Source organism: Streptomyces sp. SCSIO ZS0520, from assembly GCF_025643355.1.
Classification (GTDB): Bacteria; Actinomycetota; Actinomycetes; order Streptomycetales; family Streptomycetaceae; genus Streptomyces; species Streptomyces physcomitrii.
Window position 1 is genome coordinate 2976147 of record NZ_CP092644.1, and the last position, 26919, is coordinate 3003065.

Genomic DNA, 26919 nt, shown 5'->3' on the forward strand with positions numbered 1-26919 from the left:
GGGGTCGCTCGTGCGCCCCTTCACAAGCATCTGCACACCTTCTGCTACACTGCGCGGCTCATTTTGCGCAGATCACACGAAGCGCGCCGTACAGTCGTGTACTCACTCGCACCGGCAACCCCCCTGAGCTGCGCCTCCGATTCCCAGGCGATGGCGGGCGCTCACCTCAGTTCACAGGGATGTAACACGCCATCACCCTGGCGGAGTTGAGCCGGGACGGGCCCCGGACCGCCGGAAGCGGCCTTTACGGGCGCCTTATGGGTTCCTCTGGGCGCCAATCCTTGTGAAGAACTTCACGAACATTCTCGGCGAGGTCTTTTCCGGGGGCTCCCAGGGCCCCCGAGGGCGCGCTCAGACGATACCGGAACTGCTCAGGCGAAGCATTACCCGTAAGTAACAAGAGGCTCCGCGGAAGGCGGGGAGCAGTGTGAGAGGAGGAGGGTGAGGAGAGGGACAGCGGGAGGCGGACCGCGGGACCGGCAACCGGCAACGCTCCCCCGCCCCTCAGCCCGCCACGCTCCAGGCGATCCCGTCCAGGATGTCGTGCTCGCTCACCACGACCTCGGTGGCGCCGCAGCGGTCCATGATGCCGCGCAGGATGAGGGCGCCCGCGCCGATGACGTCCACCCGGCCGGGGTGCATGACCGGCACGGCGGCGCGTTCGGCGTGGGTGGCGCGCAGCAGGCGGTCGGTGATGGCGTCGACCTGGGCGTAGGCGATCCGGGAGTGGTGGATGACCGCCGAGTCGTAGGCGGGCAGGTCCAGGGCGATCCCGGCGAGGGTGGTCACCGAACCCGCCAGTCCCACCAGGGTCTTGGCCTCGCGCAGCGGCACCGTGCGCTCCGCCTCGTCGAGGGCGGCCTCGACGTCCCCTTGTATGGCGGCGATCTGCGCCTCGGTCGGCGGGTCGGTGATCCGGCCCTCGTGGACCAGGTGCCGTTCGGTCATCCGCACGCAGCCGATGTCCACGGAGCGGGCGGCGCGCACCCCTTGGTCGCCGACCACGAACTCGGTGGAGCCGCCGCCGATGTCCACCACCAGGTAGGGGGTGGCCAGGTCGGTGCGGCCGGTCAGCTCCTTGGTGGCGCCGGTGAAGGAGAACTCGGCCTCCTGCGCCCCGGTGATCACCTCGGGTTCGACGCCGAGGATCTCCCGTACGCCCGCCACGAAGTCGTCGCGGTTCTCGGCGTCCCGGGAGGCGGAGGTGGCGAGGAAGCGCAGCTGCTCGGCGCCGTGCTCCTTGACGACCGCGGCGTACTGGCGGCAGGCGGCGAAGGTGCGCTCCAGGGCCTCGGGGGCGAGGCGGCCGGTGCGGTCGACGCCCTGGCCGAGCCGGACGATCTCCATCCGCCGGTCCAGGTCGGTGAGTCGACCGGTGGCCGGGTCGGCGTCGGCGACCAGGAGGCGGATGGAGTTGGTGCCGCAGTCGACGGCCGCGACCCTGGTCATGCCTGCTCCTCGGGCTCGTCGGAGTCGGCCGGGGCGGCCGACGGGTGGCTCACGCAGGGGCCCTTGCGCCACCAGGCGGGCAGCAGCTCGATGGCCTCGTCGCCGAGCGGGTTGACGCCCGGGCCCGCCGCGAGCGCGTGCGCGACGAGGACGTGCAGGCACTTCACCCGGTCCGGCATGCCGCCCGCGCTCGGGAAGCCGGTCAGCTCCTCGATCTCGTCGCGGCGGCGGAGGTAGTCCTCGTGCGCCGAGCGGTAGGCGGCGGCGAGTTCGGGGTCCTCGGCGAGGCGGGCGGTCATCTCCTTCATGACGCCCTCGGCCTCCAGGGTGCCGATCGCGGAGGAGGCCCGCGGGCAGGTCAGGTAGTACAGCGTCGGGAAGGGGGTGCCGTCCGGGAGCCTCGGCGCGGTCTCCACCACGTCCGGTTCGCCGCAGGGGCAGCGGTGCGCGATGGCCCGCAGTCCGCGCGGGGGGCGGCCGAGTTGCTGCTCGAAGGCCTCGACATCGGCGTCGACCGGGAGGGTGCGCGGGGTCGGCGGCAGGTCCGCGCGGTGCAGGACGGCGAGGTCCCCGTGCGGCGAGGCGGTCCGGCCGGCCGGGGGCGCGGGGCGGTTGCCCGCGGGGTCTTCGGTCGGTCGGTGGTCGGGGGTGTCCATGCCTGAACTGTCGTCTTTCCTCATATGGGGCGGCGAGTGGGGCGGCCCGGCCCGAGGGGGCGCCGGTCCGCGGGTGCGGCGGGCGGGCTCAGCCGCCGGAGCGGTCGGCCTTGTCCACGCCGTCCCAGACATTGGCGTACCAGGGGCGGTCGGTGGCGCCCTCGGTCCGCGGGCGGGCGCGGGTGGCGTCGGGGCCGACCACGGTGTAGCCGGTCTCCCCGGGGCGTACGTAGTGCAGTCGGGCGCGGATCTGCTGCTCGGCGAACCTGTCGTCCTGCCAGCGGGCCTTGGCGTCGCGGAGCCGTTCGACCTCCTCGCGGCGCTCGGCCTTCTCCCGGCGCAGCTCGTCGATCTCGGCCTGCTGGGAGACGTACTGCCTCATGGGATAGGCGAGGGCCACCACCAGCGAGCAGAGCACCAGGGCGAGCAGGGCCGCGCGGCCGGTGAGCCGGGAGCGGCGGGCCTGGCGCCGGGTCTGGGAGCGGTAGACGCGCTCGGCGGTCTGCTCGCCGATCAGCCGGAGCCGGGTGGAGGTGGAGAACCTGTCGGCATCCCGCGGTCCGCCCGGAGCCTTCCTGCCGGCCATCGCCCGCCTCCCCACTGCGCTGTACGTCACCGTGTCCCCGCACACGGTACGGGACCGGGGGCAGGGACACGGTCAACCGGGCGCGGGGCCCGGACGCGGGACTACTGGTCGGCGCTGAAGCGCGGGAAGGCGCTGCGGCCGGCGTACACCGCGGCGTCGTCGAGGATCTCCTCGATGCGCAGCAGCTGGTTGTACTTGGCGACGCGCTCGGAGCGGGCCGGGGCGCCGGTCTTGATCTGGCCGCAGTTGGTGGCGACGGCGAGGTCGGCGATGGTGACGTCCTCGGTCTCGCCGGAGCGGTGCGACATCATGCACTTGAAGCCGTTGCGCTGGGCCAGTTCGACGGCGTCCAGGGTCTCGGTCAGCGAGCCGATCTGGTTGACCTTGACCAGGAGGGAGTTGGCGGCGCCCTCGTCGATGCCGCGGGCCAGGCGCTCCGGGTTGGTGACGAAGAGGTCGTCGCCGACCAGCTGCACCTTGTCGCCGAGGCGGTCGGTGATGACCTTCCAGCCGTCCCAGTCGTCCTCGAAGAGCGGGTCCTCGATGGAGACCAGCGGGTAGGCGGCGACCAACTCCTCGTAGTACTCGGTGAGTTCGGCGGCGGAGCGGGACTTGCCCTCGAATTCGTAGGCGCCGTCCTTGTAGAACTCGGAGGCGGCGACATCGAGGGCGAGCGCGATCTGCTGGCCGGGGACGTAACCGGCCTCCTTGATCGCGACGAGGATGAGGTCGAGGGCCTCGCGGTTGGAGCCGAGGTTGGGGGCGAAGCCGCCCTCGTCGCCGAGGCCGGTGGACAGGCCGCGGTCCTTCAGCACCTTCTTGAGGGTGTGGTAGACCTCGGCGCCCCAGCGCAGGGCCTCGGAGAAGGACTCGGCGCCGATCGGCGCGATCATGAACTCCTGGATGTCGACGTTGGAGTCCGCGTGCGAACCGCCGTTGAGGATGTTCATCATCGGCACCGGGAGCAGGTGCGCGTTGGGGCCACCCAGGTAGCGGAAGAGCGGCAGGTCGGAGGCCTCGGAGGCGGCGTGCGCCACGGCGAGCGAGACGCCGAGGATGGCGTTGGCTCCGAGCGAGGACTTGTCCGGGGTGGCGTCCAGGTCGAACATCGCCTGGTCGATCAGGCGCTGCTCGGTGGCGTCGTAGCCGACCAGCTCGGGGCCGATCTGCTCGATGACGGCGAGTACGGCCTTCTCCACGCCCTTGCCGTTGTAGCGGCTCGCGTCCTGGTCGCGGAGTTCCAGGGCTTCGAAGGCACCGGTGGAGGCACCGGAGGGGACGGCGGCACGGCCGGTGCTTCCGTCGTCGAGGCCTACCTCGACCTCGACCGTGGGGTTGCCTCGGGAGTCCAGGATTTCCCGGGCTACGACGACGTCGATGGACGGCACGAGCATCTCCTTCTGGGATGTGACGCGTGGAATGCGGGAGCACGCCTTTGTGCGGGGGTGTCCTTGCGCCAAGAGCCTATCCGCAGTGGGCACCGGCCCCGCCCGACGGCCCACGTACCGGGACGAAAAGACGACCAAAAGATACGAATAACAGGATGAACATACGCATTTCATGTCCCCCTGCGGCCACCGCCCCGTCAGCCGGAGTACGGCTACCGGCCGGTCACTTCCGGAACCCGGTACGCCCCGGCAGGAGCACCGCGGCGGCACGGCGGCAGACAAGAGCCCCGCCCCACGCGTACGGGGGATGACGCGTGGGGCGGGGCGGTCCTTGTGCGGGGGACGGGCCGGGCGCGGGGCCCGGCCGGTCCGGCCGTGCGGGGTCAGCGCAGGTGCAGCTGCTGGCCCGGGTAGATGAGGTCGGCCTCGTCGACGATGTCGTCGTTGAGCTTGAAGAGCTTGGCCCAGCCGCCCTTGACCTTGTGCTCGGCGGCGATCTCGCTGAGCGTGTCGCCCTTGACCACCTTGTACTCGCCGTCACCCTTGGCGACCTTCTTGCCGGTCGGGGTGGTGACGGTCTTCTTCTCGGCCTTCGGCTCGGCCTTCTTCGCCGGGGCCGGACGCTCCGCGGAGCGCGAGGAGCGCTGCTCGGCGGGCTTGCTCTCCTGCTGACCACCGGACTGCGGGGCGCCGCCGCCGTACGGGGTGCTGGACAGGCCGACACCGCAGGACGGCCAGGCGCCCTTGCCCTGACCGGCGAGCACCTTCTCGGCGACGGCTATCTGCTGCTCCTTGGTGGCCTGGTCGGCACGGGCGGCGTACTGGGTGCCGCCGTAGCCGGCCCAGGTGGAGTTGGTGAACTGCAGGCCGCCGTAGAAGCCGTTGCCGGTGTTGATCGACCAGTCGCCGCCGGACTCGCACTGGGCGACCTTGTCCCACTCGGAGGCGGTGGCGGCGGAGGCGGAACCGCTGGTGACCAGCGGCGCGGCGATGGCGGCACCGGCGACGCCGGCGAGCGTGACGACACGGGTGGTGCGGTTGAAGACGGTCGGGCGGCGGTGCTTGCCCTTGCCGGAAAGCAGCATGAAGAGATCCCCTCACCGACGCCTGCGAGGTGAGCTGTCGGGTTCGGGCCGATGGGGTGCCCCCCGCTCCGTAAGAGCAGAAGGCGAATTGCCCGGCCGCACGCTCGCGCTGTGCGACTTCACCCCTAGCCGTTTCCCGAAGTGGGCAGCATGTGCTGCCCGGCCCCTGGGACCCGGCGCAAACCTTGGTTCCCCCGCTCCTGCCAACGGCGCTTCACGCGACGAGTTTCCCGGGGACCGCCGGCAGGATTCGGCGTGACGGTCACACGGAGCCCGCTGTGGCGAGCGGTCACGACCGTAAACACGCGCTCGCCGGATCTCCAAAGACGATCAGGGCTTCTGAGACTCATGTCTCAGTTTCACCAAAGCGGACAATAGCTGCCGAACTAGCCCTGGGGAGCGTCCGTTTCGGAGGCAAGTGCAAGGCTCTGACCGGGCAGGATGAGGTCGGGATCGGCGCCCACCGTCTCCTTGTTGAGCGCGTAGAGCGCGGGCCATCCGCCGTCCACATCCTGTGCTTCCGCGATCATCGACAGGCTGTCGCCCGGCCGCACGGAGTACGAACCGTCCCCGGCCGCGGGCGAGTCACCGGGACGGGAGTGGCGGCCGGTGGAGTTCCCCGGGCGGTCGGGGACGTCCGCGTCGGGCGCGGGCTCACCGCGATGGCGGCCGGAACCCTCCCCGCCGGAACCCGAACCCCCGCCGGAGCCAGGGGAGTTGCCGCGATCCGTACCGGAATCACCCTCGTCGCCGGTTTTGCCGTCACCGTCGCCCGGGGTGGCGGAGTCCTCGGGGGTGGCGCTCGGGTCGGCTTCCGGGGCGCCGGACTCACCCTTTTCACCCGACTCATCCGATTCGCTCGGGGAGCCTGACGGGTCCGCCGAGCCGGCCGAGTCCGTCGGATCCGCCGAGTCCGAAGGGTTCGGATCGTCCTTCTTGTCGGAGTCGCCGCCGGAACCGGAGGGCGAGGGCGACCCGGACGGCTCGCCGCCGTCATCCGGCTTCGGACTGTCGCTCGGCTTCGGGCTGCTGGAGTCCGGGACGCCGGGGTCGACCGAGGGCTCCGGGCCGCCGCCGGTCAGCTCGGCGACGGCGGCGCAGGCCAGCCAGGCCGCCGGGCCCTTGTCGTCCAGGAGCTTCTGGCCCACGGCGATCTGCTGCGAGCGGCTGGCGAGGTCGGGGCGGGCCGCGAAGTCGAGGCCGCCGTAGGACTCCCAGTCACGCTGCGTCAACTGGAGCCCGCCGTAATGGCCGTTGCCCTCGTTCGCGCTCCAGGCGCCACCGCTCTCGCAGTCGGCGAGGCGGTCCCAGGTGGCCTTGTCCGCGGCGTGCGCGGAGGTCCCGGCGAGCAGGGGCAGGGCCAGCGCGGAGCCGGTCACCCCCGCCGTGACGACGAACGCCGGAGCCTGGCGGGGGCGTCGATGGCGACCGTTCCCGGAGAGCATGCCGTGGCCTTTCGCGTGACAGCGGTGACGGCTGTGACCAGCCGCCGAGTTGCCCGAGAACGTAGCCGGAGTCGAACGCTTGTCACAAGTCGATGCAGCGGAGATCACGCGTACATCACAATCCTGACGCTCCGTCAATTCCGCATGCCCAGAGGCAGTTCAGGGCAGTGACCGGGGTTCGCCCCGAGTCCGCAAAGCGGGTCGACGGAGCCGCGGACCGACTGCCGCGCATGTCCGACATACGCGGTACGACGCCCCGTCCGCCCGAGGACGGACCGCCCGCCGCGGGCACCCTGCGGTGGCCGCCCTACCGCGGGGTGAAGCTGACCGGCAGGGTGCGCAGTCCGCGCATGATGAGGCCGCCGCGCCAGCGCAGCTCCTCCGGTTCCGCGGCGAGGCGCAGGTCCGGGAGGCGGCGGAGCAGGGTGCCGAGCGCGTACTGGCCCTCCAGGCGGGCCAGGGGTGCGCCGAGGCAGTAGTGGATGCCGTGGCCGTAGCCGAGGTGCTGGTTGTCGGTGCGGGCGAGGTCGAGGGTGTCGGGGGCGGGGAAGCGGGCCGGGTCGCGGTCGGCGGCGGCCAGCACCACGAGCACCGGGTCGCCGCTCGCGATCCGCTGCCCGCCGATCTCCAGCGGCCGGGTCGCGAACCGCCAGGTGGCCAGCTCCACCGGGCCGTCGTAGCGCAGCAGTTCCTCGACCGAGGAGGCGAGCAGCGCGGTGTCCTCCTCGGCCACCGCCCGCTGGAACTCGGCCCGCCGGTCAGGATTGCGGAGCAGCGTGTACGTACCGTTGCCGATCAGGTTGACCGTGGTCTCGAAGCCCGCGAAGAGCAGGATGAAGGCCATCGCGGCGACCTCGTTCTCGGTGAGGTGCTCGCCGTGGTCGGAGGCGCGGATCAGGCCGGAGATCAGGTCGTCCCGCGCGGACTCCTCGCCGAGGTCCTCGCGCTTGCGGTGGATGAGTTCGGCCAGGTAGGCGCGCATCTTCTTCACCGAGCGCGCGACACCGCCGCGGGGGCCGCCGCCGTGCCGGATCATCATGCCCGCCCAGTCCCGGAAGTCGTCCTGGTCCTCGCGCGGGACGCCGAGCAGTTCGCAGATCGCGTAGATCGGCAGTGGGAAGGCGAACTCGTGGATCAGGTCGGCGCTGCCGCGCGCGGCGAAGGAGTCGATCAGCGAGTCGGTCAACTCCTGGACCCTGGGCGCGAATTCGGCCACCCGGCGCGGGGTGAAGGCCTTGGAGACGAGGCGGCGCAGCCGGGTGTGGTCCGGCGGGTCGATGTTCAGCAGATGCGTCATCAGCTCGGCCTTGCGCTCGCCCGGGATACCGGTCTTCCCCTTGGCGTGCGCGGGCTCGTCGTGGTGCGCCGGGTTCTTGCTGAGCCGCGGATCGGCCAGCGCCGCCCGGGCGTCCGCGTACCGCGTCACCAGCCAGGCCTCCACCCCGCTCGGCAGCCGGGTGCGGTGCACGGGCGCGTGGGTGCGCAGCCAGGCGTAGGCCGGGTACGGATCCGCCGCGAACTCCCAGGTGAAGAGGTCGGGCGGGCTCTCGGCACCGGCGACCGGGCAGCTTCCGGGGGCGGCGGCCGGGGCGTCCGGGCCGCCGGGCTCCCCGGCCTGTCCGTTCCGCCCCACCTGCTCGGACACGTGCTGACTTCCTCTCGTCCCGCTCGCCACCGCCGTCAGGCCTGGCCCTGCTCCGCCGCCCGGATGGCGTCCCGGTAGGCGCGGGCCGCGGAGCGCAGGGCCGCCTCGGGGTCCACGCCCTGCTCCTGGGCGTCCAGGGCGAGGGCGAGCAGCCGGTAGCCGATGCCCTCGCCGGTGGGCAGGGGCACGTCGAGGCCCGCGGTGCGCACCCGGGAGGCGAGCTTGGCGGCGAGGGCGAGGCCCGGCTGACCGAGCGGGACGCCGTCGGTGAGGGAGTCGCGCTGCTTCTCCTCCGCCTTGGTGCGCCGCCAGAGCGCCTCCACGTCCTCGGGGGTCTCGGCGCTCTCCTCGCCGAAGACGTGCGGGTGGCGGTGGATGAGCTTGGCGACGATCCCGGCGGCGACATCGTCGAGGGAGAAGGCGCCCACCTCCTCCTCGCCGTCCCCTTCCTCTTCTCCCGCCGCCGCGTCCCCGGCGGCGGGCCCCTCCTGGGCGATCCGGGCGTGGAAGACGACCTGGAGCAGGACGTCGCCCAACTCCTCGCGCAGTTCCGCCCGGTCGCCGTCCTCGATCGCCTCGACGAGTTCGTACGCCTCCTCGATCGCGTACTTCGCGAGCCCCTCGTGGGTCTGCCGGGAGGACCAGGGGCACTCGGCGCGGATCTGGTCCATCACCTGGACGAGGTCGAGGAGGCGGGCGCCGGGGAGGTCGTAGGAGCCGGGGAGGAGTTCCAGCTCGGGCATGGTCACCCGGCCCGAACCGGCCAGCGCGGCGAGCCCGTCGGTGAGCTTCCGGTCGCCCTCACCGGTGGCGACGACGACCACCGTGCGCCCGCCCGCGCACCAGTCGACCAGCTCCCGGGCGAGCGGCGCCTCCCGCGCGACCTCGACCCCGGCGTCCCGCAGATACGGCAGCTGTACGTGTGCGGCATCCGCGCAGAGCACGCGGTCGGCGGCGTGCAGCGTCTGCCAGGCGGGCCAGGACAGCAGCCCGGGGGCGACCCGGTGGCTGGTGGTGAGCAGGACGATGCGGCCCGCGGCCGTCTGCGAAGTGGCGTTCACGCACCGAACGTAACCCACCCGGGCGGGGCACCCGACGGCAGCGGCCGGGCACCCCCGCGCCTCATGGCCTCAGGCCGGCTGCTGCCCCCGCGAGACCTCGCGCAGCCACGGCGTCTTCGCGTCGGTGCGCTTGCTGTTGACCGCGTCCCAGGTGCCGTAGCGGGGGTTGAGGTCGATGTCGAGCTTCTTGGAGGTGGCCGACATATGGCGCCAGAAGACGTCCTGCCCCTCCTTGGTCTGCATGTCGGCGCCGAGCTTGCGGGCCAGCTTCTGGGCCTCCAGCTCGGTGCGCAGGCTGGCGTCGAGCCGGGCGGGGGCGACCCCGTACTGCCGCAGCCAGCCCGCCTCCAGGGCCTTCGCGCCGCCCGCCTGCTTCTCCAGGCCCTCGCGCATCCGCTGGGTCTCGCGGCGGGTCACGCTGATGCCGGAGTCCGCCGCGGCCTGGTGCAGCACCCGGTCCAGGACCATGGTGTGCAGGGTGTCGCGGGCGAGGCCGCCGCTCTTGGAGATCGCCTCGGCGTACTGGGCCCCGCCGCCGGTCGCGGACCGCTGGGCCTCCCGTACCTCGTTGACCCGGTTCTCCAGCTGGGAGACCGTGATGCGCTCGCCGCCGACCACGGCGGCCGCGCCCGGGTGGGCGTCGTCGCCGCAGGCGGCGAGCAGCGGCGCCGCTGCCACCAAGGCGGCGGACAGGGCGAGCGCGGAACGACGGCGGCGCGGACGGCTGCCGCGGTACAGGCTGAGCAAGGTGTCCTCCCGGCGAGCTTGTGCGACGGTGCACAAAGTCTTGCGGTGATCGATGGTAGGCAGTCGCGGTGGCCCGGGCCACAGGTTCGACAGCACTGATTCGACCAACGAGCGAGCCCCGCCCCGGGCACCCTGCCCGCGACCCCTGAAAAACCGTTGCCGCAGGGTGCCCGACCCCGCACGCTCGGTACAGTTCGGGACGCCGACCAGGGCATACCCTCGGACCCCCGGGTCCCGGGCGGCCCGCCCCGCTCCTTGGGCCCGACGCCCCGGCCCGCTCCCGATCCCTTACGCACCAGCCCTCCCCGATCGCCTTACGGAGAACCGCACTTGTCCCTTCGCCCCACCGCTCGCCCCGCCGACCCGGCCGCGCCCGTACCCGGGCAGCCGCAGGCACCCGCTCCCCCGGCCGCGCCCCCGGTGGCCGTCACCTCACTGACCGTGCTCACCGAGGCGGAGGGCACCGCGCCCGGCGCCGCCCGCAGACTCGCCTGGCTGGCCTCGGACCCGGACTCCGTCCCGCTCGGCTCGGCCTTCCTGCGGCTGCTGTGCGCGCGGGGGCAGGAGCATCTCGCCGAGATCGAGGTCACCGTCCACCCGGCGCACCGCCGCCAGGGCGTGGGGCGGCGCCTGCTCACCGCCGCCCTGGACGCGGCCCGGGAGCAGGAGCGCCGCAGCGTGCTGGCGCAGGTGCCGGGCGACTCGGCGGCCGCAGCCTTCCTCGCCCGGTCGGGCTTCGGTCCCGCGCTGCGCCTAGGCTTCACCCGGCTCGCGCGCCGCGGGCTCGACCTCGCCACCGTGCGGGCGCTGGCCGAAGTCCCGCACCAGGGCTACCGGTTGGTGCACTGGGCGGGCCACGTACCCGAGCATCTGCTCGCGGCCTTCGTCGCCTCCCGCCGCGCCATGGACGACATGCCGATGGAGGACGCCGACCACGGCCCGATGGTGTGGGACGCCGCCCGGGTCGCCGCCGCCACCGGGGCCGTCGCCCGCCGCGGCGACCGCCTGCACACGGTGGCGGTGGCCGACGAGGCGGACGGCTCCCTGGTCGGCTTCACCGAACTCGTCGTCCCCGGTACGGGCACCGGCGACGCCCAGCACTACGGCACCGGCGTGCTGCCCGAGCACCGCGGCCGGGGCCTCGCCCTGTGGCTCAAGGCCGAGTCGGTCCGCCTGGCCTGCGAGCAGTACCCGGACCTGGACGGCTTCCTCACCGACACCGCCCTGAGCAACCTCCCGATGCGCGCCGTCAACGACCGCCTCGGCTACCGGCCCACGCACCAGGAAGTCCTGTACCAGTACGACCTGGGGCGGGGGTCCCGGAGCATCGGAGCCGGACCTTCGTGACGGACGGCAAGGCGGACCCTCGGGACGGGACGGGAGGACCCGCTCCCCCGACCAACGTCAGGGCCCGTCCCCGCCCTTCGTCCCGTCCCCCCTCCCCCGGCACTCCCTAGCGTCGGAGGCATGGCGAAAGCTCGACCACGGCAACGAGGCAGCCGAAGCAGCAGCAGCAGCAGAAGAAGACGAAGCAGACGAAGCAGAAGCTGAGCACAAGGCCGACGACGGCAGAGACACCCCCCACGCACACCCCTACTCGCACCCGCACCCAGAAGAAGAGGACCGTGACGACCGGCGACATGGCCAGGACGAGGCAGGCGGACTCCCCCGCGCAGACGGGAACGGAGGCGGCGATCCACCGGTCGGCCGCGCAGACGGGAACGGAGGCGGCGGCCCACCGGTCGCCCGGGCCGACGGGAACTGAGGCGGCAGCCCACCGGTCGCCCCGGCCGAAAACCCCTCGGCCGGGCCCCGCGGCCCGGCTGCTGACCGCCCTCGCCGCGCTGCTCGGCGCCGCGGCCGTCGTGGGCCTGCTGGCCCCCGGAGGCCTCGGCACCCCGCGGGCGGTGCACGTGACGGACGGCTGGTCCGCGGAGCTCTACCGCGACGCGGTCCGGGCGACGGAGGGCGTGCCCTCCTGGGCGGGTACCGCGCTGGAGGCCTCCTCCCCCGGCCTCCTGCTCCTGCTCGGCCTGCTGCTCGCGCTGACCGGCTGGTCCGGACTGCGCCGCCGGGACGCCGCGGCGCTCGCCGGGGCACTGCTCGCGGTGGGCGGCACACTGGCCGCGTACGCGCTGAGCGAGGCCGTGAAGCTCGCCGTCGACGAGGAGCGCCCCTGCCGCGCGACCGGGGTCACCGACACCATCGGCGCCTGCCCGCCGCCGGGCGACTGGTCCTTCACCAGCAACCACACGACCCTGGCCTTCGGCCTCGCCACCGGTCTCGTGCTGCTGCGCCCCCGCCTCGCGGCCCTCGCCCTGCCCCTCGCCCTCGCGGAGGCGCTGAGCCGCGTCCTGCTCGGCGCCCACTACCCGCACGACGTGGTCGCCGGGGCGGCCCTCGGCTCCGGCATCACCGCGGCAACGGTCCTCCTGCTGCTGCCGCCCGCGACCGCACTGCTGCACCGCCTGTCCGCCACCGGCCGGGCCGAGAGCCCCGCGCGGAGGATCGACTCCCCTGCCGCCTGAGGGAGTTGGGCGAGGGACGCAGTACGGGGGCCGGGCACGGGAACCGGGCAGGGGAACCGGGCAGGGGAACCGGGCAGGGGATCCGGGCAGGGGATCCGGACACGGGGCTCGGGTCCGGGGCCCAGGTCCGGAACTCAGGGCCGGGACTCAGGCGGAGGAACCGGGTCGATCGGATGAATCAGGTCGATCGGGTCGATCGGGCGGCAGGATCCCGGCCTCATGGGCGAGGACGGCGGCCGCGGCCCGGTTGCCGACGCCGAGGCGGGCGAGGATGGAGCTGACGTGCGCCTTGACCGTGCCCTCGACCACATGGAGCCGGCGCGCGATCTGCCCGTTGGAGAGCCCGCCGCCGAGCAGCCCGAGGACCTCGCGTTCCCGTACGGTGAGCGACTCCACCCGCTGCCGGGCGGCGCTGCGGCGGCTCGCCGGGCCGGTCCCCGCGGCCAGGTGGACCAGGACCCGCGCCGCGACCCGCGGCGAGAGGTAGGCGGCGCCCTCGGCCACCGCCCGTACGCCCGCGAGGAGTTCCTCCGGCTCCCCCGACTTGATGAGGAAACCGGTGGCGCCCTGACCGAGCGCCTGGAGGATGTACTCGTCCTCGCCGAAGGTGGTCAGCATGACCACGGCGGTGGCGGGAACCGTCCGGCGGATCCCGGCCAGCGCGGCGAGTCCGTCGGTGCCGGGCATCCGGATGTCCAGTACGGCGACGTGCGGGCGGTACCGCTGCGCCAGTTCGACCGCCTGCCGTCCGTCCGCCGCCTCGGCGACGATCTCGACCCCCGGATCGGCGGCCAGCACCGCGCGCACCCCCGCCCTGATCATCGGCTCGTCGTCGGCGACGAGGACCCGGATCGCGGCGGCCGGTTCCGGGGCGGCGGATTCCGGGGCGGCGAGATCCGCCGCCTCTTCCCTGGGCCCCTCTCTCCCCGCCTCTCGTTCCGCGTTCACCGCGCTTCCTCTCCGTAGGCGTCCAGGCTCAGAATCCGGCCGCCGCGGAAGCAGACCCGGTACACCTCGCCGGAGAGGTCGTCGAACCGGTCGGCGGTACGGGCGTAGTACCGGCAGCTCACCTCGCGCCCCGGTGGCTCCGCGGCGCCCGGCCGGTCCGGGGACTGGTGGTCGGGCAGCAGGCGTTCGGCGTCCGCGCGGGGCTGGCCGACGTAGAGGCGCGCGAAGTCCTGCTCGCCGAGGACCGTGCGCCCGGCGGCGTACGTATCCCAGCCGGTCAGCCCCGCGTAGAGCAGCGCACCGGTGGCGAGCGGCAGCACCCCGGCGGCGACCAGGACGCGTACCGTGCTGCGGCCGGCGCGCCGGTGCTCCGGCGGAAGTCCGCCACGGCCGCCGGTGCTCTCGGGAGCGTCCGGCCCCGGGGGCTGCGGTGCTGCGGGCGGGGTGTGCGGCAGCCGGGCCGTCACGGTGAACCCGCCCCCGGTGGCGCCGTAGGCGAACTCGCCGCCCGCGAGCCGGACCCGTTCGTCGAGGCTGATCAGACCGGTGCGGCTGCCGGAGGCGGCGGGCGTCCCCGCCGGGGCGGGCCCGCCACCGGATCCCCGCGCCCCGTCCGGCCCGCTCCCGCCCCTGGCCCCGCACTCGTCACGAGCCCCACTCTCGACCCGGACCCCGGTCTCGCCCTCCCGGTAAGCGAGGAGCACGGTGACCGGTGCGCCCGGGGCGTGCTTGGCGGCGTTGGTGAGGGATTCCTGGACGACCCGGTGCACGGCGTGCCCGACCACCACGGGCACCGTCCCCGGCTCACCCTCGCTGCGCAGCCCGACCGCGAGCCCCGCCACCCGTGCCTCCTCGACCAGCGCGGCGACCGCGGCGGCACCGGCCCGCGGGGAGGCAGGGCGCGAAGAGGCGGGGCACCAGGAGGCGGGTCCGGGAGAAGCCGGTTGCCGGGAAGCCGGTCGCGGGGAGGCGCCGTCCGTCTCGCGGAGTACGCCGACCACCTCGCCGAGCCGTTCCACCGCGGCTCCCGCCCGGCCCCGGATCTCCCGCGCGGCAAGCCGGTGCGGCTCGGCCAGGCCGGGGTCGAGGGCGAGGGCACCCGCCGACAGGGCGATCAGGTTCAGGTCGTGGCCGAGTACGTCGTGCATGTCCTGGGCGATCCGCGCCCGTTCCCTCAACCGGGCCTGCTCGGCGACCAGTTGGCGTTCGCGTTCGAGCTGAGCGGCACGCTCCCAGCCCGCCCGTACGAGCTGCCGGTACTGCCGCCGGAACCGTCCCGCGAACCAGCTCGGCATGGCGGCCCCGGCCACCGCCACCACGAACACCTCACCTCCGGCCAGCAGTTGGGGCCAGAGGGGCACGGCCGCGGCGGCGAGCAGCACCACCCCGCCGAGCATCCAGGCCGCCGACCGCCCGCGCCCCGGCCCCCGCCCGGCCAGGAAGGCGGCGACCACGGTCACCGCCGCCCACCAGCCGCTGACCACGCTGAGGCAGACCGAGACGCCCGCGAGCAGCAGGGCGAGCCGGTGCGGCAGGCCCCATGCGCGCAGGCCCGGCAACGCCCGCAGACCTGACAACGCGCGCAGGCCCGAACGCCACTTCACGACAACCGCGACCCTGCCCACGCCCCCGCTCACCTCCGCGTCCACGTCCACGTCCACGTCCACGTCCACGTCCACATCGGCGACGGTAAGCGACGCGGGTCCTCGACCGCCCCTGACGAAAGTCGCATCTGCGCACGATCGGCATCCAGCTCACGACGCGGCGCACCGCGGCGGGGCTCAGCCGCGCCGAGTTCGGCCGCCTGGTCGGCTACAGCGCCGAGATGGTCGGCTCCATGGAACGCGGACGCCGCAACATCCGCCCCACTCTCCTGGTCAGGTCAGACGACATCCTGCGCGCGGGCGGCCACTTGAAGGCGTTCGAGGAGCCCCTACGGGAGGCCCGGGTCCCGAAGAAGGTCCGCGCCCTCAGGGACATCGAGGCGAAAGCCTTGGAGTTGGGGGCGTAGGACAGCATCGTCCTTCACGGTCTGTTGCAGACCAAGGACTACGCGCGGGTCCTGTTCGCCGAACGGCGGCCGACTCTGATCTGGAGCGCAGTCCGGCACCGCTCGTCACCATTGTTCAAGAGGAGGTCACGCTGCGACGTCCGATCGGCGGCCGGGTTGGTCCTGCGACGGCAGTTGGACCGCCTGCGCGAACTGGGCCAACTGCCCGACGTGGAGATCCAGGTGATACCAAGGGACACAGAGGAACACGCGGGGCTGGCGGGGTCGCTGAAGCTGCTGAAGTTGCGTGACGGATCGACCGTCGCCCACAACGAAGTTCAGCTCACCAACTGCCTCATCACCGACCCGAAAGAGGTGCAGATCATGGAGATGCGCCATGGGCATGATCCGGGCGCAGGCTCTCACCCCCAACAGGTCGCTGGACCTCATCCGAGAAGTACGGGATTCGACATGACTCTGCGGCCCACGACCGGCGCCTCCGCACTGCCGTGGTCCAAGAGCAGCTACAGCACCGACGACGGCCCCGACTGCGTCGAGTTCGCCGCCGCCCCGGGCCACGTCCATGTCCGCGACTCCAAGCGCACCGACCTCCCCCACCTGACCCTCACCCCCGGGACCTGGTCCGCCTTCGTCTCGTACGCGACCGGCGCCTGAGTCCCTTACCCCCACCGGACCGTTCGCCCCACTGAACTGGCGTGCCCAGCCCCCGAGTTGGGCTTGACCCAGAACACATTGCGCCAGGCAATTCGCCCATGTGAGCATGCCCTGTACTGATCACGTACGGGGACGGGGCGAGCACGGTGGGAGACGGATGGGCGGCCGGGCCCGGGGCGGATCCGGGCCCGGCGGACCGGGCCGAGCCCCGGCGTTCGCGGCTGTGGGACCTGACCACGGAGATCCCGGCCCGGGCCGACGTACCACCCGTTCCTGAGCCGGAGGCGGAGGAGACCGGAGAGCGCGGAGAGCGCGGGGACACCGGAGAGCCTGCCGCGCCCTCTTCGCCCGCACTCCCTACGTCGCCCGCACTCCCCGCGCCTGCCCTCCCGCACGGGAACCGGTCATTCTCCGCCGAGGATCCGCGAGTTGGGGACCGGCGCCGCCAATTCCGCGCTCAGCTCGGGGAGTTCAGGCGCTCACTGGTGCTGCTGCCGCTGACCGAGGACGGGCTGCCGCTCGCGGGGGACCGGGACGGCATCCGCTGGCTCTATGCCTTCTCGGACGAGACCGCCTTCGCCGCCTGGGCGCTCGCGCGCGGCGAGGGCGGCCGGGAGTGGTCGTACCAACGCGTCTACGGCGCACGGCTGTTGGACGTGGCCGTGCCCGCGGTCGGCGCGCCCTGCGGGATCGTGCTCGACGCGGGCAGCGGGCCGGAGGCGATGCTCTTCCCGCCGGTCGGCGGGATCGTGCCGGAGTCGGCGGCGGTCGACACGGGAGCCCGGGAGCGGCGGTCGGCCGCGCCGGTCGCAGGGGGTGCGCGAAGGTGAACGAGGGCACAGCACCCGCGGGCGGGGCGGACGGGAGCGCGGGCGGTGCGCCCGACCTCCAGGTCCTGGGGCTCAAGCTGATCGCCCAGGGCATCACGCTCGCCCTCTCCGAACTGGACGACCTCACCCCCGGCGTGGGCTGGTCGGGCGCCGGACGCGGTTTCGGCGAACTGGAGCTGTCCGGACTCGATTTGGGGCATGGCGAACTCATCACGCAGTTCGGGGAGTTCTGCTCGCGCTGGGAGTGGGGGGTGCGCTCCCTGATCCACGAGGGCAACGAACTCGCGGAGGCGGTGGGCCTCTCGGCGGGGACCCTGCACCAGACGGATGTGACCGTGGACGGCGCCTTCAAGACGGTCGCCAACGCGGCGATCGGGGACCCCGCGCGCTCGGAGGAGGAGGTCCGGAACAGCTCCTGGGACGGGCTGGTGCGGGACAACTACCTCACCGACCCGGAGTGGAGCGGCGGGGATCTCGCCGCCGGGAAGCGGGAGTTCGAGGCGGAGAGCGAGAACCTCGGCACCGCGCCGCCCGGGGCCCGCCGGTACCTGGGCGCTCTTCGACCGGAGCAGGGCGGCGAGCGGTGAGCCTGTGGGACGACGCCGAGGACAAGCTCAAGGACAAGGCGACGGATGTCGCCAATGACGCCGCGGGCGCGGTGGAAGACGGCATCGACAAGGTCAAGAAGGGCGTCGGCGAGGGGGTCGCCGAGGGCGGCCACGCGGTGGGCGACTGGATGCGCGACCGGGGCGTGGACGGCGCCGCGGACGCGGTGGACGCCGCCGCGGACAGCCTGGCCTCCCGACTCGGCGCGGACGTACCCGAGAAGCAGCTCGACGAGAGCGACAACCCACGCGAACTGATCCACGGCAGCGCCGGGAAGGTGCGCGGCACCGCCAAGAACCTGAGCGACTTCGCCACCGCCTTCGAGGCGGTCGGGCTCGGCATGCGGAGCGTCGACTCAACCTCCTGGCAGGGCGAGGCGGCGGGCGCCTTCCGCAAGAAGTTCGGGCTGCACCCGCAGAAGTGGCTGCGGGCGGCGGACGCCTGCAAGGAGGCCGGGCAGGCGCTCAGCGCGTACGCGGAGGTGATCGAGTGGGCGCAGACCCGCGCCGGTGAGGCCGTCGAGGCCTGGGCCAAGGGCGAGCGGGCCTCGGGCAGGCACCAGAAGGACGTCGCCGCCTACCGCACCGCGGCGCTGGCGGGCGATACCGAGGGCCTGACCCGGCCGCCGGAGACCGACCCCGGCGAGGCGGCGAAGGAGGCCGCGCGCGAACTCCTCGCCGGGGCCCGGCGGCAGCGCGACCGGGCGGGCGAGACCGCGGCCCGGCTGGTGAAGGCGGCCCTGGAGCACGCGCCGAAGGAGCCGCCACCGCTGTCCCGGCTGCGGGACGACGCCGGGGACGCCTTCGCCGCCGCCGACACCGAGGCGGCGCACCTGGGTTCGGGTGCGCTCAAGGGCGCGGCGGGCATGGTGAACGCGGCGCGGATGGTCAACCCCCTCGACCCGTACAACCTGCTGCACCCCGGCGACTACGGCAAGAACGTCCAGACCACCGTCAACAGCGTCGCCTACAGCACGGCGCACCCGCAGGAGACGCTGGCCCAGATGGTGGCGGCGCTGAGAGACGATCCCGCGGAGTTCGCGGGGCGGCTGCTGCCGGAGGCCGTGGGCACCAAGGGCGCGGGCATCCTGAAGAAGGGCACGGCCTTCCGGCGGCCGGGCGGCCATGAGCCGGGCCCCGAGGCACCGGGGCTCGGCACCCGGCCGCCCGGCGACTCCCCCACCGAACTCGCCCGCGCGACCGGGGAGTTGGCGGACGCCCTCGACGGCCTGCCCAAGGAAGGACCCGGCGGTCCGGACCGCACCGACCTGACGAGCGCCGAGCGGCTCACCGACGCCTTCGACGACTCGGACGGCGCCCCGGGCGGGCGCGAGCGCGGCGAGGACCCCGGCAGTTCGGCCGAGTCCGCCGAGGAGGCCCGGCACCGCAGCGACCAGGAGCCCGGCAGCGAGAACCCCGAGAAGTCCTCCGGGGACACCGACCCCGTCGACATGGTCTCCGGCAAGATGTTCCTGCCGACCACCGATGTCGCCCTGCCCGGCGCGCTGCCGCTCGTCTTCACCCGGCGCGTGGAGTCCGGCTACCGCCTCGGCCGCTGGTTCGGACCCTCCTGGTCGAGCACCCTCGACCAGTGCCTGCGCATCGACGCCCGCGGCGTGCTCTTCGCCCGCGAGGACGGCACCCTCCTCAGCTACCCGCACCCGGCCCCCGGCGTGCCGGTACTGCCCGAGCGCGGCGCGCGCTGGGCCCTGGACCGCGTCGACGGCGGCTACACCGTCACCGACCCGGCCACCGGGCGCACCTGGCACTTCGCCGACCAGGACGAACACCTCGCGGTCCTGGAGCAGATCGACGACCGCAACGGCAACTGGATCACCTTCGCGTACGACGCCGAGGGCACCCCGCTCGGCCTCACCCACAGCGCGGGCCACCGGCTGCGGATCACCGCCGCCGAGGGCCGGGTGCGCGCCCTGCACCTGTCCGGCGGCGCCGACGACGGCACCGACCTCGCCCTGATCCGCTACGGCTACACGGACGGCAACCTCACCGAGGTCGTCAACTCCTCAGGCCTGCCACTGCGTTTCACCTACGACGAACGCGGCCGCGTCACCTCCTGGACCGACACCAACGACCGCGCCTACCACTACGCCTACGACGAACGGGACCGCTGCGTCGCCGAGGGCGGCACCGAGGGCCATCTGAGCCTCACCCTCGCCTACGAGGACACCGACCCCGGCACCGGCCTGCGCACCACCACCACGACCAGCGCCGCGGGCCACAGCCGCCGCTTCCACATCGACGCCGAGGACCGGATCGTCGCCGAGACCGACCCGCTGGGCGCCACCACCCGCTGGACCCACGACCGCCACGGCCGCGTCCTCACCCGCACCGACCCCCTCGGCCACACCACCTCCTTCGCCTACGACGAGCACGGCAACCTCACCGAGGCGATCCGCCCCGACGGCCGCCGCGCCACCGTCGCCTACGGCGAACTCGGCCTGCCCGTACGGATATCCGGCTACGACGGCAGCACCGTCCGGCACGCCTACGACCCCCGCGGCAACCGCACCTCGACCACCGACCCGGCGGGCCGCACCACCCACTTCGCCCACGACGACCGGGGCCACCTCACCGCCGTCACCGACCCGGCGGGCGCGGTCACCCGGGTGCGCTGCGACCGCGCCGGGCTCCCCCTGGAGCTGACCGATCCCCTCGGCGCCACCACCCGCTGCACCCGCGACGCCCTCGGCCGCGTCACCTCGGTCACCGACCCGCTCGGCGCAACCACCCGCACCCGCTGGTCGGTTGAGGGCAAGCCGCTCCACCGCACCGCCCCCGACGGCTCCACCGAGAGCTGGACCTACGACGGCGAGGGCAACTGCCTCACCCACACCGACCCGCTCGGCGGCGTCTCCCGCTTCGAGTACACCCACTTCGACCTGCTCACCGCCCGCACCGGCCCCGACGGCGTCCGCCACGAGTTCACCCACGACCACGAACTCCGCCTCACCCGGGTCACCAACCCCCAAGGCCTGCACTGGACCTACGAGTACGACCCGGCCGGAAACCTGGTCACCGAGACCGACTTCGACCACCGGGTCCAGCGCTACACCCACGACGCGGCGGGCCGCCTGACCTCCCGCACCACCCCCCTCGGCCACCGCATCACCCTCGAACACGACGCGCTCGGCCGCATCACCCGTAAGAACGCCGACGGCCAACTCACCACTTACGCATACGACTTCACCGACCAGCTCGCCGAAGCCGTGAACGCGGACACCACCGTCTCGATCCTCCGCGACCGCCACGGCCGCGTCCGCACCGAGACCGTCGCGGGCAGGCAACTCCGCTACGACTACGACGCCCTGGGCCGCCGCACCGGGCGCATCACCCCCTCCGGCGCCACCAGCACCTGGACCTACGACGCCGCGGGCCGCCGCGCGGAACTGCTCACCTCCGGACGCCGCATCACCTTCACCCGCGACACCGCGGGCCGCGAAACCAGCCGCCGCATCGGCGAGTCCCTCACCCTCGACCGCGCCTACGACGACCTGGGCCGCCTCACCACCCATACCGTCCACGGCCACGACGGCGCCCTGGTCCAGCGCCGCGCCTACACCTACCGCGCCGACGGCAACCTCACCGCCGTCGACGACCTCCTGGGCGGCACCAAGCACTTCGAGCTCGACCCCGTCGGCCGCGTCACCGCCGTCCACGCCCGCAACTGGACGGAGACCTACGCCTATGACGCCGCCGGCAACCAGACCTTCGCCCACTGGCCGGACAGCCACCCCGGCCCCGAGGCCCGCGGCCCCCGCACGTACGAGGGCACCCGCATCACCACCGCCGGGCGCATCCGCTACGAGCACGACGCCGCCGGGCGCGTAACCCTCCGCCAGAAGACCCGCCTCTCCCGCAAACCCGACACCTGGCACTACACCTGGGACCCCGAGGACCGCCTCCGCGAGGCCCTCACCCCCGACGGCACGCTCTGGCGCTACCAGTACGACGCCCTGGGCCGCCGCATCGCGAAGCTGCGGATGGGGGGCGATGGGACGAGCGTCGTGGAGAGGGTGGACTTCACCTGGGACGGGACGACGCTGTGCGAGCAGACGAGCCGAGGCGAGGGTCTGGCCCAGGTCGTCACCTTGACCTGGGAGCATCAAAATCTTCAGCCAGTAAGTCAGACTGAACGCCTTACAGATCACTCACAACAAGAAATCGACAACCGATTTCTCAGCATCGTCACAGATCTGGCCGGAGCACCGACAGAGATTTTTGACGAAACCGGCAAGATGGTCTGGCGGAACCAGGCAACTCTATGGGGGAGCACTGCATGGCATCGGAGAAGCGACGCATATACACCGCTGCGCTTCTCGGGTCAGTATTTCGACGTGGAGACCGGCCTTCATTACAATTATTTTCGCCACTACGATCCGCAAACCGCTCGGTACCTCTCATCGGATCCGCTCGGCCTGGCGCCCGACCCCAACCCCGTAGCGTACGTAGCAAATCCTGCCACTCTCGTGGACCCTCTCGGTCTCGCACCGAAATCTGGATGTGACGAGCAGGTCACCCACAAGAAGTCGTCCAGCAGAAATGAAGCATTTCGAGAGGCAAAACGCGATCTCGGAATACCTGTGTCGCAACAACCGGATGCAATCGATCGAGTACCGATGACCGAGCGGGGCGGGCGACAGGTGATGGACGAGAACAGCCGCCCTGTCATGACCAGAGAGTACACATTCACCAGAGAGGACGGGAGTAGAGTCATCATCCAGGATCACGCAGCCGGACACTACTACGGAGAAGGCGGGATAGGAGACCAAGGCCCACATCTGAACGTACGTCCCATTGAAAACCCTCGAACCGGAAAAGTACCCGGAACAGCTCAGCACTACGAGTATTGAGGAAGCGATGATGTCCTGGTTGAATCATGTGGCCAATCCTACAGGTCTGGAAAACATCTACACCGAAGGAACACCTTCCCTCTCAGGCGTTTCACTGCACGAAGTAAGACTGGTTCGCGACGGACCATCTCTCATTCTCCGGTTCGACCTGAATAGACCTCCTCAGAATCCACCCAAAAAATGGATCACAAAGGGATTCAACACAGTGCAATTGGAAATTACGCTTGGAGGGATTCACGAGGTGCGACTCGATGGCTTCACAACGACAATAAGAGCAGACATCTCCCTCACGAAGCCAGATCTGGTGACCCTCAAAGCGAATTCTGCGGGTGCCAGAATCAGCGCCACTGCCGATGCAGCCTTCTTGTCCAAAATTTCAGCATACTGCAACGAAGACGAAACACACTAAATGGATCCGAGAGTCGAGCATCCTGTTCATCGACGGCGTCGACGGTCAAGGAGCTTTGCCACCGCTTCCCCTCGCACCACCCAGTCTTTCCCAGGAAGAAGCCTTCGGCATCGAAGACTTCGCAGCAACCAAATTGCGCGCCCGCATAAGAAATGACCTGACAACCCTGTAAAGCAGCGCTCAGAGTGGCAAGTGAGCTGTGAACAAGAGTCAGTGGTCGAGATTTCCGTCGGAGCGACTCATCGGAGCGACCCACTCGTCTGGCGCGAGGCCCCAGGGCGAGGACCGCGACGCTGCCGCAGCAGTCCGAGGCGAGCTCGGCGCGAGATGCGCGGTGCGCCGCGAGTCCGCCGACGCCACGGGCCAGCCTCCCACTCCTCGCCGATGCCGAGCGCCCCAGCACCCGGGGGCGCACGTCCCCCACCGCACCCCACCCCCGCCCCGGTGAATATGCCATTCGCCCTCCGCACCCCTCCCCGATCGTCACAATGGGGTCATGGTCGATGACTGGAAGCGACAACTGGACGCCCTCCACGCCGGGTTGAGGGAGCGGGACCATCCTGCGGAGCTGGTGGCGGAGACCGAGGCGATGGAGGCGTCCGAGCGGTATCCGGGGGTGGCGCTGCGCGGGCCGGTCTTCGGGGTGGCTGTGCAGGATCCGGCGCGAGGGCCCGAGTGGCGGGTGCTGAAGTCGGTGACGGACGGGACGCCGCAGCAGGCGCGGGACGCGCTCCAGTCGTACCTGTGGTTCCGGGCCAAGGACGACACCGAGGACCGTACGGAGCGCCGGGCGCTGCTCGCCGCGGTCTCGGTGCTGGAGCGCGAACCCGTGGACGAGGTGGAGGTCCTCGGCGCGCGCTACCGGGTGATCCGCGGCGACGAGTTCGCCCGCGGGGGCATGAGCGGCCTCGAACCGCCCCGGGCCACGGATCCGGAGCCGCTGAAGCGGGTCTGGGAGCACCAGCCCTATGTCTCGCCGGACCCGGAGGGCTTCGTACTCGAGCCCGGCCACGGCGAGACCAGCCTCTCCGCCGGGGCGCTGCGGCTGGGGCTGCGCGAGTTCGCGTACACGGATTTCGGGTTCCCCTCGCAGGTGCGCCGGGAGTCCGAGGCGTCGGTGAGGAGTCATCCGGGGATCGTCCTGCTGCCGGTGGCCTTCGGGGTGATCGAGAAGGACGGGCCCGGTTGGACGCCGCACGGTGTCCTGATGCCGACCCCGCACGACGCCCGGCTGCTGCTCTACGACGGCCTGCGGGAGTTCTGGGCGAAGATCTACCGCCTCGACGCGAGGGTCACGGCCCGGTACGCGGCGGCGGCCGAGGAGTTCCGGGCGGCCGAGCGGGCGAACGAGGCGCGGGTCGGCGGAGAGGTCTACCGCATCTGCCGGGTGGAACGCCTGGTGCGCGTCGGCGGGGACGGGCCCGAGCCGCCGCGCGCCTCGGACGTCGAGACCAGCGAGCCGATGGCGCTGCACCCGAAGATGGACGAGGACGGGACGATTCACTTCGGCTCCTGATCCCGCGCTTCATCTCCTACCCCCGCTCACCGCGTCCGGATCTCCGTACCTCCCCGCTCGGTCTCCAACTCCCCGGCACTCGGCAAGGGGCAGTCCCGTAGCCGGTGACGGACCCTGCGCACCCCCACCCTCCCGTCCGTTAACCGGACACACGTTTCATAAATCGGGGCTCCCGCTGTCCCCTTCGTCTCCGTCCCCCGCTACCGTGGGCCGCACGAGTACCCAGCGCACGGAGAGCGAGGCACCGACCGATGCCCGAGCAGCAGTCCGCGGACAGCCCGTTCGATCTGGCCGAGGGGCATCCCTTCGGGCCGCACAACCTTCCGTATGGCGTGTTCTCCCCCGGCGGTTCGGGTGAGCGCCGGGTCGGGGTGCGGCTCGGGGAGTTCGTGCTCGACGCGGGGGCGGTGGCGGGGGTGCTGGGGTCGCCGCACGCCGGTGTGCTCTCGCAGGCGACGCTCAACCCGCTGATGGCGGCGGGCCGCGGTGTCTGGAGCGAGGTGCGGCGGGAGCTGACCGCCTGGGTGACCGAGTCCGCGTACCGCGAGACGGCGGCCGCGCACTTCCACCCGCTGGCCGAGGTGGCCCTGCACCTGCCGTTCGAGGTGGCGGACTACGTCGACTTCTACGCCTCGGAGAACCACGCGCGGAACCTCGGCCGCCTGTTCCGGCCGGACGCCGAGGACTCGCTGATGCCCAACTGGAAGCATCTGCCGGTGGGTTACCACGGCAGGGCGGGGACCGTCGTGGTCTCCGGTACGGAGGTCGTACGGCCCTCGGGGCAGCGCAAGACGCCGGCCGATCCGGTGCCGGTGTTCGGGGCCTCGGTGCGGCTCGACATCGAGACGGAGGTCGGCTTCGTGGTCGGCGTGCCGACGGAGATCGGGCAGCCGGTCGCGCTGGCGGACTTCCGGGAGCACGTCTTCGGGCTGACCCTGCTCAACGACTGGTCGGCGCGGGACATCCAGGCCTGGGAGTACGTGCCGCTCGGCCCGCACCTCGGGAAGTCCTTCGCGACGTCGGTCTCGGCGTGGATCACCCCGCTGGAGGCCCTGGACGCCGCGCGGATCGCGCCGCCCGCCCGCACCCACGAGCTGCTCCCCTACCTCGACGACACCCTGGAGGAGCTGCGCGGCGAGCCCGGCGGCTACGACCTGCGGATCACCGTCGAGCTGAACGGCCAGGTGATCTCCGAGCCGCCCTTCTCCACCATGTACTGGACGGCCGCCCAGCAGCTCGCCCATATGACGGTGAACGGCGCCTCGCTGCGCACCGGGGACCTCTACGGCTCCGGCACCGTCAGCGGCGGGACCGAGGGTGAGCGCGGCTCCCTCCTCGAACTCAGCTGGGGCGGCAAGAACCCCCTCGAACTCCCCGGCGGCAAGCGCACCTTCCTGGAGGACGGCGACGAGGTCACCATGACCGCCTGGGCCCCGGGCCCGGGCGGCACCCGGGTCGCCCTCGGCGAGGTGCGGGGGCGGATCGCGGCGGCGCGGTAGCGGGGGCGGACGCGGACCGCCCTCACCGCCCCCCGGCCACCCGTACCACCGTCCCCGTCGCGTAGGAGGCGTCCTCGGAGAGGAGCCAGGCGACGGCGGCGGCGATCTCCTCGGGTTCGCCGGGGCGGCGCAGCGGGGTGTCGCGGGCGACCCGGGCGGGGCGGTCGGCGTCGCCCATCTCGGCGTGGATGCCGGTGGTGACGACACCGGGGGCGACGGCGTTGACGCGGATGCCCTCGGGGCCGAGTTCCTTGGCGAGGCCGAGGGTGAGGGTGTCGACGGCGGCCTTGGCGGCGGCGTAGTGGACGTACTCGCCGGGGCTGCCGAGGGTGGCCGCGGCGGAGGAGATGTTGACGATGGCGCCGCCGCCGTTCGCGGTCATGTCCTGGGCGGCGCGGCGGCAACTGAGCAGTGTGCCCAGGATGTTGACGTCGAGGACGCGCCGCAGCCCGGCCGTCTCGGCCTTGGCGAGCGGGCCGAGCGGGCCGGTGACCCCGGCGTTGTTCACCAGGCCGGTGACCGGGCCGAGTTCGGCGGCCGCACGGTCGAACAGCCGCTCCACGTCCGCCTCTTCGGCGACATCCACCCGGACGGGCAGGCAGCGCACACCGGCCGCCCGTACCGCCGCGGCCGTCTCCTCGGCGGCCCAGCCGTCGGTGCGGTAGCCGAGGACCAGATCGTGGCCCTCGGCGGCCAGGCGGACGCAGACGGCGGCACCGATTCCGCGGCTGCCGCCGGTGACGATGGTGACCGGACGTGGCACTGGAGCCTCCCGTGGATGCGCGTGACCGCACCGGGGCCGTACGCGGACGGCGGGTCGTCCGCGGGCGGGCGGACGCGGGGCGGTCGGCGGGAACAGAAGCGGGCCCGGGCGGGCCGCCCGCTCAGCGTCTCACTCCCCCGGCCCGCGCGGGTGCCTCTTCCCGGCCGCCACCCGGAGGTTTCGGGACGGCGCGCGGACCCGTGACCCGCCGAGGAGGTACGCG

General features: G+C 72.5%; 22 protein-coding genes, 1 pseudogene and 1 riboswitch. Of the genes and pseudogenes, 11 read left to right on the plus strand and 12 right to left on the minus strand.

Annotated elements, in window-relative coordinates; all coding sequences use genetic code 11:
• Positions 1-504: 504 nt before the first annotated feature.
• The 9 genes from MID12_RS11170 to MID12_RS11210 form a co-directional block, all read right to left on the minus strand.
• Positions 505-1449, minus strand: coding sequence for a Ppx/GppA phosphatase family protein (locus tag MID12_RS11170; RefSeq protein ID WP_263166579.1), 945 nt, complete (start codon positions 1447-1449; stop codon positions 505-507).
• Positions 1446-2105, minus strand: coding sequence for a DUF501 domain-containing protein (locus MID12_RS11175; protein WP_263166581.1), 660 nt, complete (start codon positions 2103-2105; stop codon positions 1446-1448). Before MID12_RS11175 ends, MID12_RS11170 begins: the two co-directional genes overlap by 4 nt.
• A gap of 88 nt (positions 2106-2193) precedes the next feature.
• Positions 2194-2691 (minus strand): FtsB family cell division protein, encoded by a 498-nt coding sequence (locus MID12_RS11180; RefSeq protein ID WP_263166583.1) that lies wholly within the window; start codon positions 2689-2691, stop codon positions 2194-2196.
• A gap of 101 nt (positions 2692-2792) precedes the next feature.
• A complete protein-coding gene (eno, locus tag MID12_RS11185) occupies positions 2793-4079 on the minus strand; it encodes a phosphopyruvate hydratase (protein ID WP_040256857.1) in 1287 nt (428 codons plus the stop codon).
• A gap of 383 nt (positions 4080-4462) precedes the next feature.
• The gene (locus MID12_RS11190; RefSeq protein ID WP_040249519.1) at positions 4463-5164 is read right to left on the minus strand and encodes a transglycosylase family protein; all 702 of its coding nucleotides are present in this window, start codon (positions 5162-5164) and stop codon (positions 4463-4465) included.
• A gap of 4 nt (positions 5165-5168) precedes the next feature.
• Positions 5169-5386: riboswitch (cyclic di-AMP (ydaO/yuaA leader) on the minus strand.
• A gap of 164 nt (positions 5387-5550) precedes the next feature.
• On the minus strand, positions 5551-6609 hold the full coding sequence (locus MID12_RS11195) for a LysM peptidoglycan-binding domain-containing protein (protein ID WP_263166585.1): 1059 nt from the start codon (positions 6607-6609) through the stop codon (positions 5551-5553).
• 307 nt (positions 6610-6916) lie between these two features.
• A complete protein-coding gene (locus MID12_RS11200) occupies positions 6917-8254 on the minus strand; it encodes a cytochrome P450 family protein (protein ID WP_263166586.1) in 1338 nt (445 codons plus the stop codon).
• Positions 8255-8289: 35 nt separating this feature from the next.
• Entirely contained in the window at positions 8290-9315 is a 1026-nt protein-coding gene (locus tag MID12_RS11205; protein ID WP_040249525.1) for a nucleoside triphosphate pyrophosphohydrolase, read from the minus strand.
• 69 nt (positions 9316-9384) lie between these two features.
• Positions 9385-10062: a SurA N-terminal domain-containing protein gene (locus MID12_RS11210; RefSeq protein ID WP_397915742.1), complete on the minus strand. Its 678-nt coding sequence runs from the start codon at positions 10060-10062 to the stop codon at positions 9385-9387.
• A gap of 330 nt (positions 10063-10392) precedes the next feature.
• Here MID12_RS11210 and MID12_RS11215 point away from each other — a divergent pair, with 330 nt between their 5' ends.
• Positions 10393-11409, plus strand: coding sequence for a GNAT family N-acetyltransferase (locus MID12_RS11215; protein WP_317633373.1), 1017 nt, complete (start codon positions 10393-10395; stop codon positions 11407-11409).
• Positions 11410-11687: 278 nt separating this feature from the next.
• Positions 11688-12590: a phosphatase PAP2 family protein gene (locus MID12_RS11220; RefSeq protein ID WP_263166587.1), complete on the plus strand. Its 903-nt coding sequence runs from the start codon at positions 11688-11690 to the stop codon at positions 12588-12590.
• Between the two features lie 147 nt (positions 12591-12737).
• Here the strand turns inward: MID12_RS11220 and MID12_RS11225 are convergent, their stop codons facing one another.
• Both MID12_RS11225 and MID12_RS11230 read right to left on the minus strand, forming a co-directional pair.
• A complete protein-coding gene (locus tag MID12_RS11225; RefSeq protein ID WP_263173062.1) occupies positions 12738-13442 on the minus strand; it encodes a response regulator in 705 nt (234 codons plus the stop codon).
• A 92-nt stretch (positions 13443-13534) separates the two neighbouring features.
• Positions 13535-15217 carry a sensor histidine kinase gene (locus MID12_RS11230; RefSeq protein WP_263166590.1) on the minus strand — a complete coding sequence of 561 codons (1683 nt, stop codon included), beginning with the start codon at positions 15215-15217 and terminating at the stop codon, positions 13535-13537.
• 68 nt (positions 15218-15285) lie between these two features.
• Here MID12_RS11230 and MID12_RS11235 point away from each other — a divergent pair, with 68 nt between their 5' ends.
• The 9 genes and pseudogenes from MID12_RS11235 (at position 15286) to fahA (ending at position 25933) form a co-directional block, all read left to right on the plus strand.
• Positions 15286-15549: a helix-turn-helix domain-containing protein gene (locus MID12_RS11235; RefSeq protein WP_263173065.1), complete on the plus strand. Its 264-nt coding sequence runs from the start codon at positions 15286-15288 to the stop codon at positions 15547-15549.
• 210 nt (positions 15550-15759) lie between these two features.
• Positions 15760-15864, plus strand: a pseudogene (locus tag MID12_RS32270) (transcriptional regulator); the annotation flags it as partial.
• Positions 15865-15999: 135 nt separating this feature from the next.
• On the plus strand, positions 16000-16203 hold the full coding sequence (locus MID12_RS11240; RefSeq protein ID WP_263166593.1) for a DUF397 domain-containing protein: 204 nt from the start codon (positions 16000-16002) through the stop codon (positions 16201-16203).
• 485 nt (positions 16204-16688) lie between these two features.
• A complete protein-coding gene (locus tag MID12_RS11245) occupies positions 16689-17033 on the plus strand; it encodes an SseB family protein (RefSeq protein ID WP_263166596.1) in 345 nt (114 codons plus the stop codon).
• Positions 17030-17620, plus strand: a complete 591-nt coding sequence (locus tag MID12_RS11250) for a hypothetical protein (protein ID WP_263166598.1) — start codon at positions 17030-17032, stop codon at positions 17618-17620. Before MID12_RS11245 ends, MID12_RS11250 begins: the two co-directional genes overlap by 4 nt.
• Positions 17617-22509, plus strand: coding sequence for a putative T7SS-secreted protein (locus tag MID12_RS11255; RefSeq protein ID WP_263166601.1), 4893 nt, complete (start codon positions 17617-17619; stop codon positions 22507-22509). Before MID12_RS11250 ends, MID12_RS11255 begins: the two co-directional genes overlap by 4 nt.
• A 10-nt stretch (positions 22510-22519) precedes the next feature.
• Positions 22520-22918, plus strand: a complete 399-nt coding sequence (locus tag MID12_RS11260; protein ID WP_263166604.1) for an immunity 50 family protein — start codon at positions 22520-22522, stop codon at positions 22916-22918.
• 496 nt (positions 22919-23414) lie between these two features.
• The gene (locus MID12_RS11265) at positions 23415-24434 is read left to right on the plus strand and encodes a DUF5954 family protein (RefSeq protein ID WP_263166607.1); all 1020 of its coding nucleotides are present in this window, start codon (positions 23415-23417) and stop codon (positions 24432-24434) included.
• A 251-nt stretch (positions 24435-24685) separates the two neighbouring features.
• Complete coding sequence (gene fahA, locus MID12_RS11270; RefSeq protein WP_040249530.1) at positions 24686-25933, plus strand: fumarylacetoacetase; 1248 nt, start codon at positions 24686-24688, stop codon at positions 25931-25933.
• Between the two features lie 22 nt (positions 25934-25955).
• Here the strand turns inward: fahA and MID12_RS11275 are convergent, their stop codons facing one another.
• Complete coding sequence (locus MID12_RS11275; RefSeq protein ID WP_040249533.1) at positions 25956-26696, minus strand: SDR family NAD(P)-dependent oxidoreductase; 741 nt, start codon at positions 26694-26696, stop codon at positions 25956-25958.
• Positions 26697-26919: the final 223 nt, after the last annotated feature.

What these genes read in the sequence shown, in the direction of transcription:
- MID12_RS11170 (WP_263166579.1), bottom strand. Translation starts at nt 1,449, where the DNA reads ATGACCAGGGTCGCGGCCGTCGACTGCGGCACCAACTCCATCCGCCTC.
- MID12_RS11175 (WP_263166581.1), bottom strand. Translation starts at nt 2,105, where the DNA reads ATGGACACCCCCGACCACCGACCGACCGAAGACCCCGCGGGCAACCGC.
- MID12_RS11180 (WP_263166583.1), bottom strand. Translation starts at nt 2,691, where the DNA reads ATGGCCGGCAGGAAGGCTCCGGGCGGACCGCGGGATGCCGACAGGTTC.
- MID12_RS11190 (WP_040249519.1), bottom strand. Translation starts at nt 5,164, where the DNA reads ATGCTGCTTTCCGGCAAGGGCAAGCACCGCCGCCCGACCGTCTTCAAC.
- MID12_RS11195 (WP_263166585.1), bottom strand. Translation starts at nt 6,609, where the DNA reads ATGCTCTCCGGGAACGGTCGCCATCGACGCCCCCGCCAGGCTCCGGCG.
- MID12_RS11240 (WP_263166593.1), top strand. Translation starts at nt 16,000, where the DNA reads ATGACTCTGCGGCCCACGACCGGCGCCTCCGCACTGCCGTGGTCCAAG.
- MID12_RS11260 (WP_263166604.1), top strand. Translation starts at nt 22,520, where the DNA reads ATGTCCTGGTTGAATCATGTGGCCAATCCTACAGGTCTGGAAAACATC.
- MID12_RS11265 (WP_263166607.1), top strand. Translation starts at nt 23,415, where the DNA reads ATGGTCGATGACTGGAAGCGACAACTGGACGCCCTCCACGCCGGGTTG.
- fahA (WP_040249530.1), top strand. Translation starts at nt 24,686, where the DNA reads ATGCCCGAGCAGCAGTCCGCGGACAGCCCGTTCGATCTGGCCGAGGGG.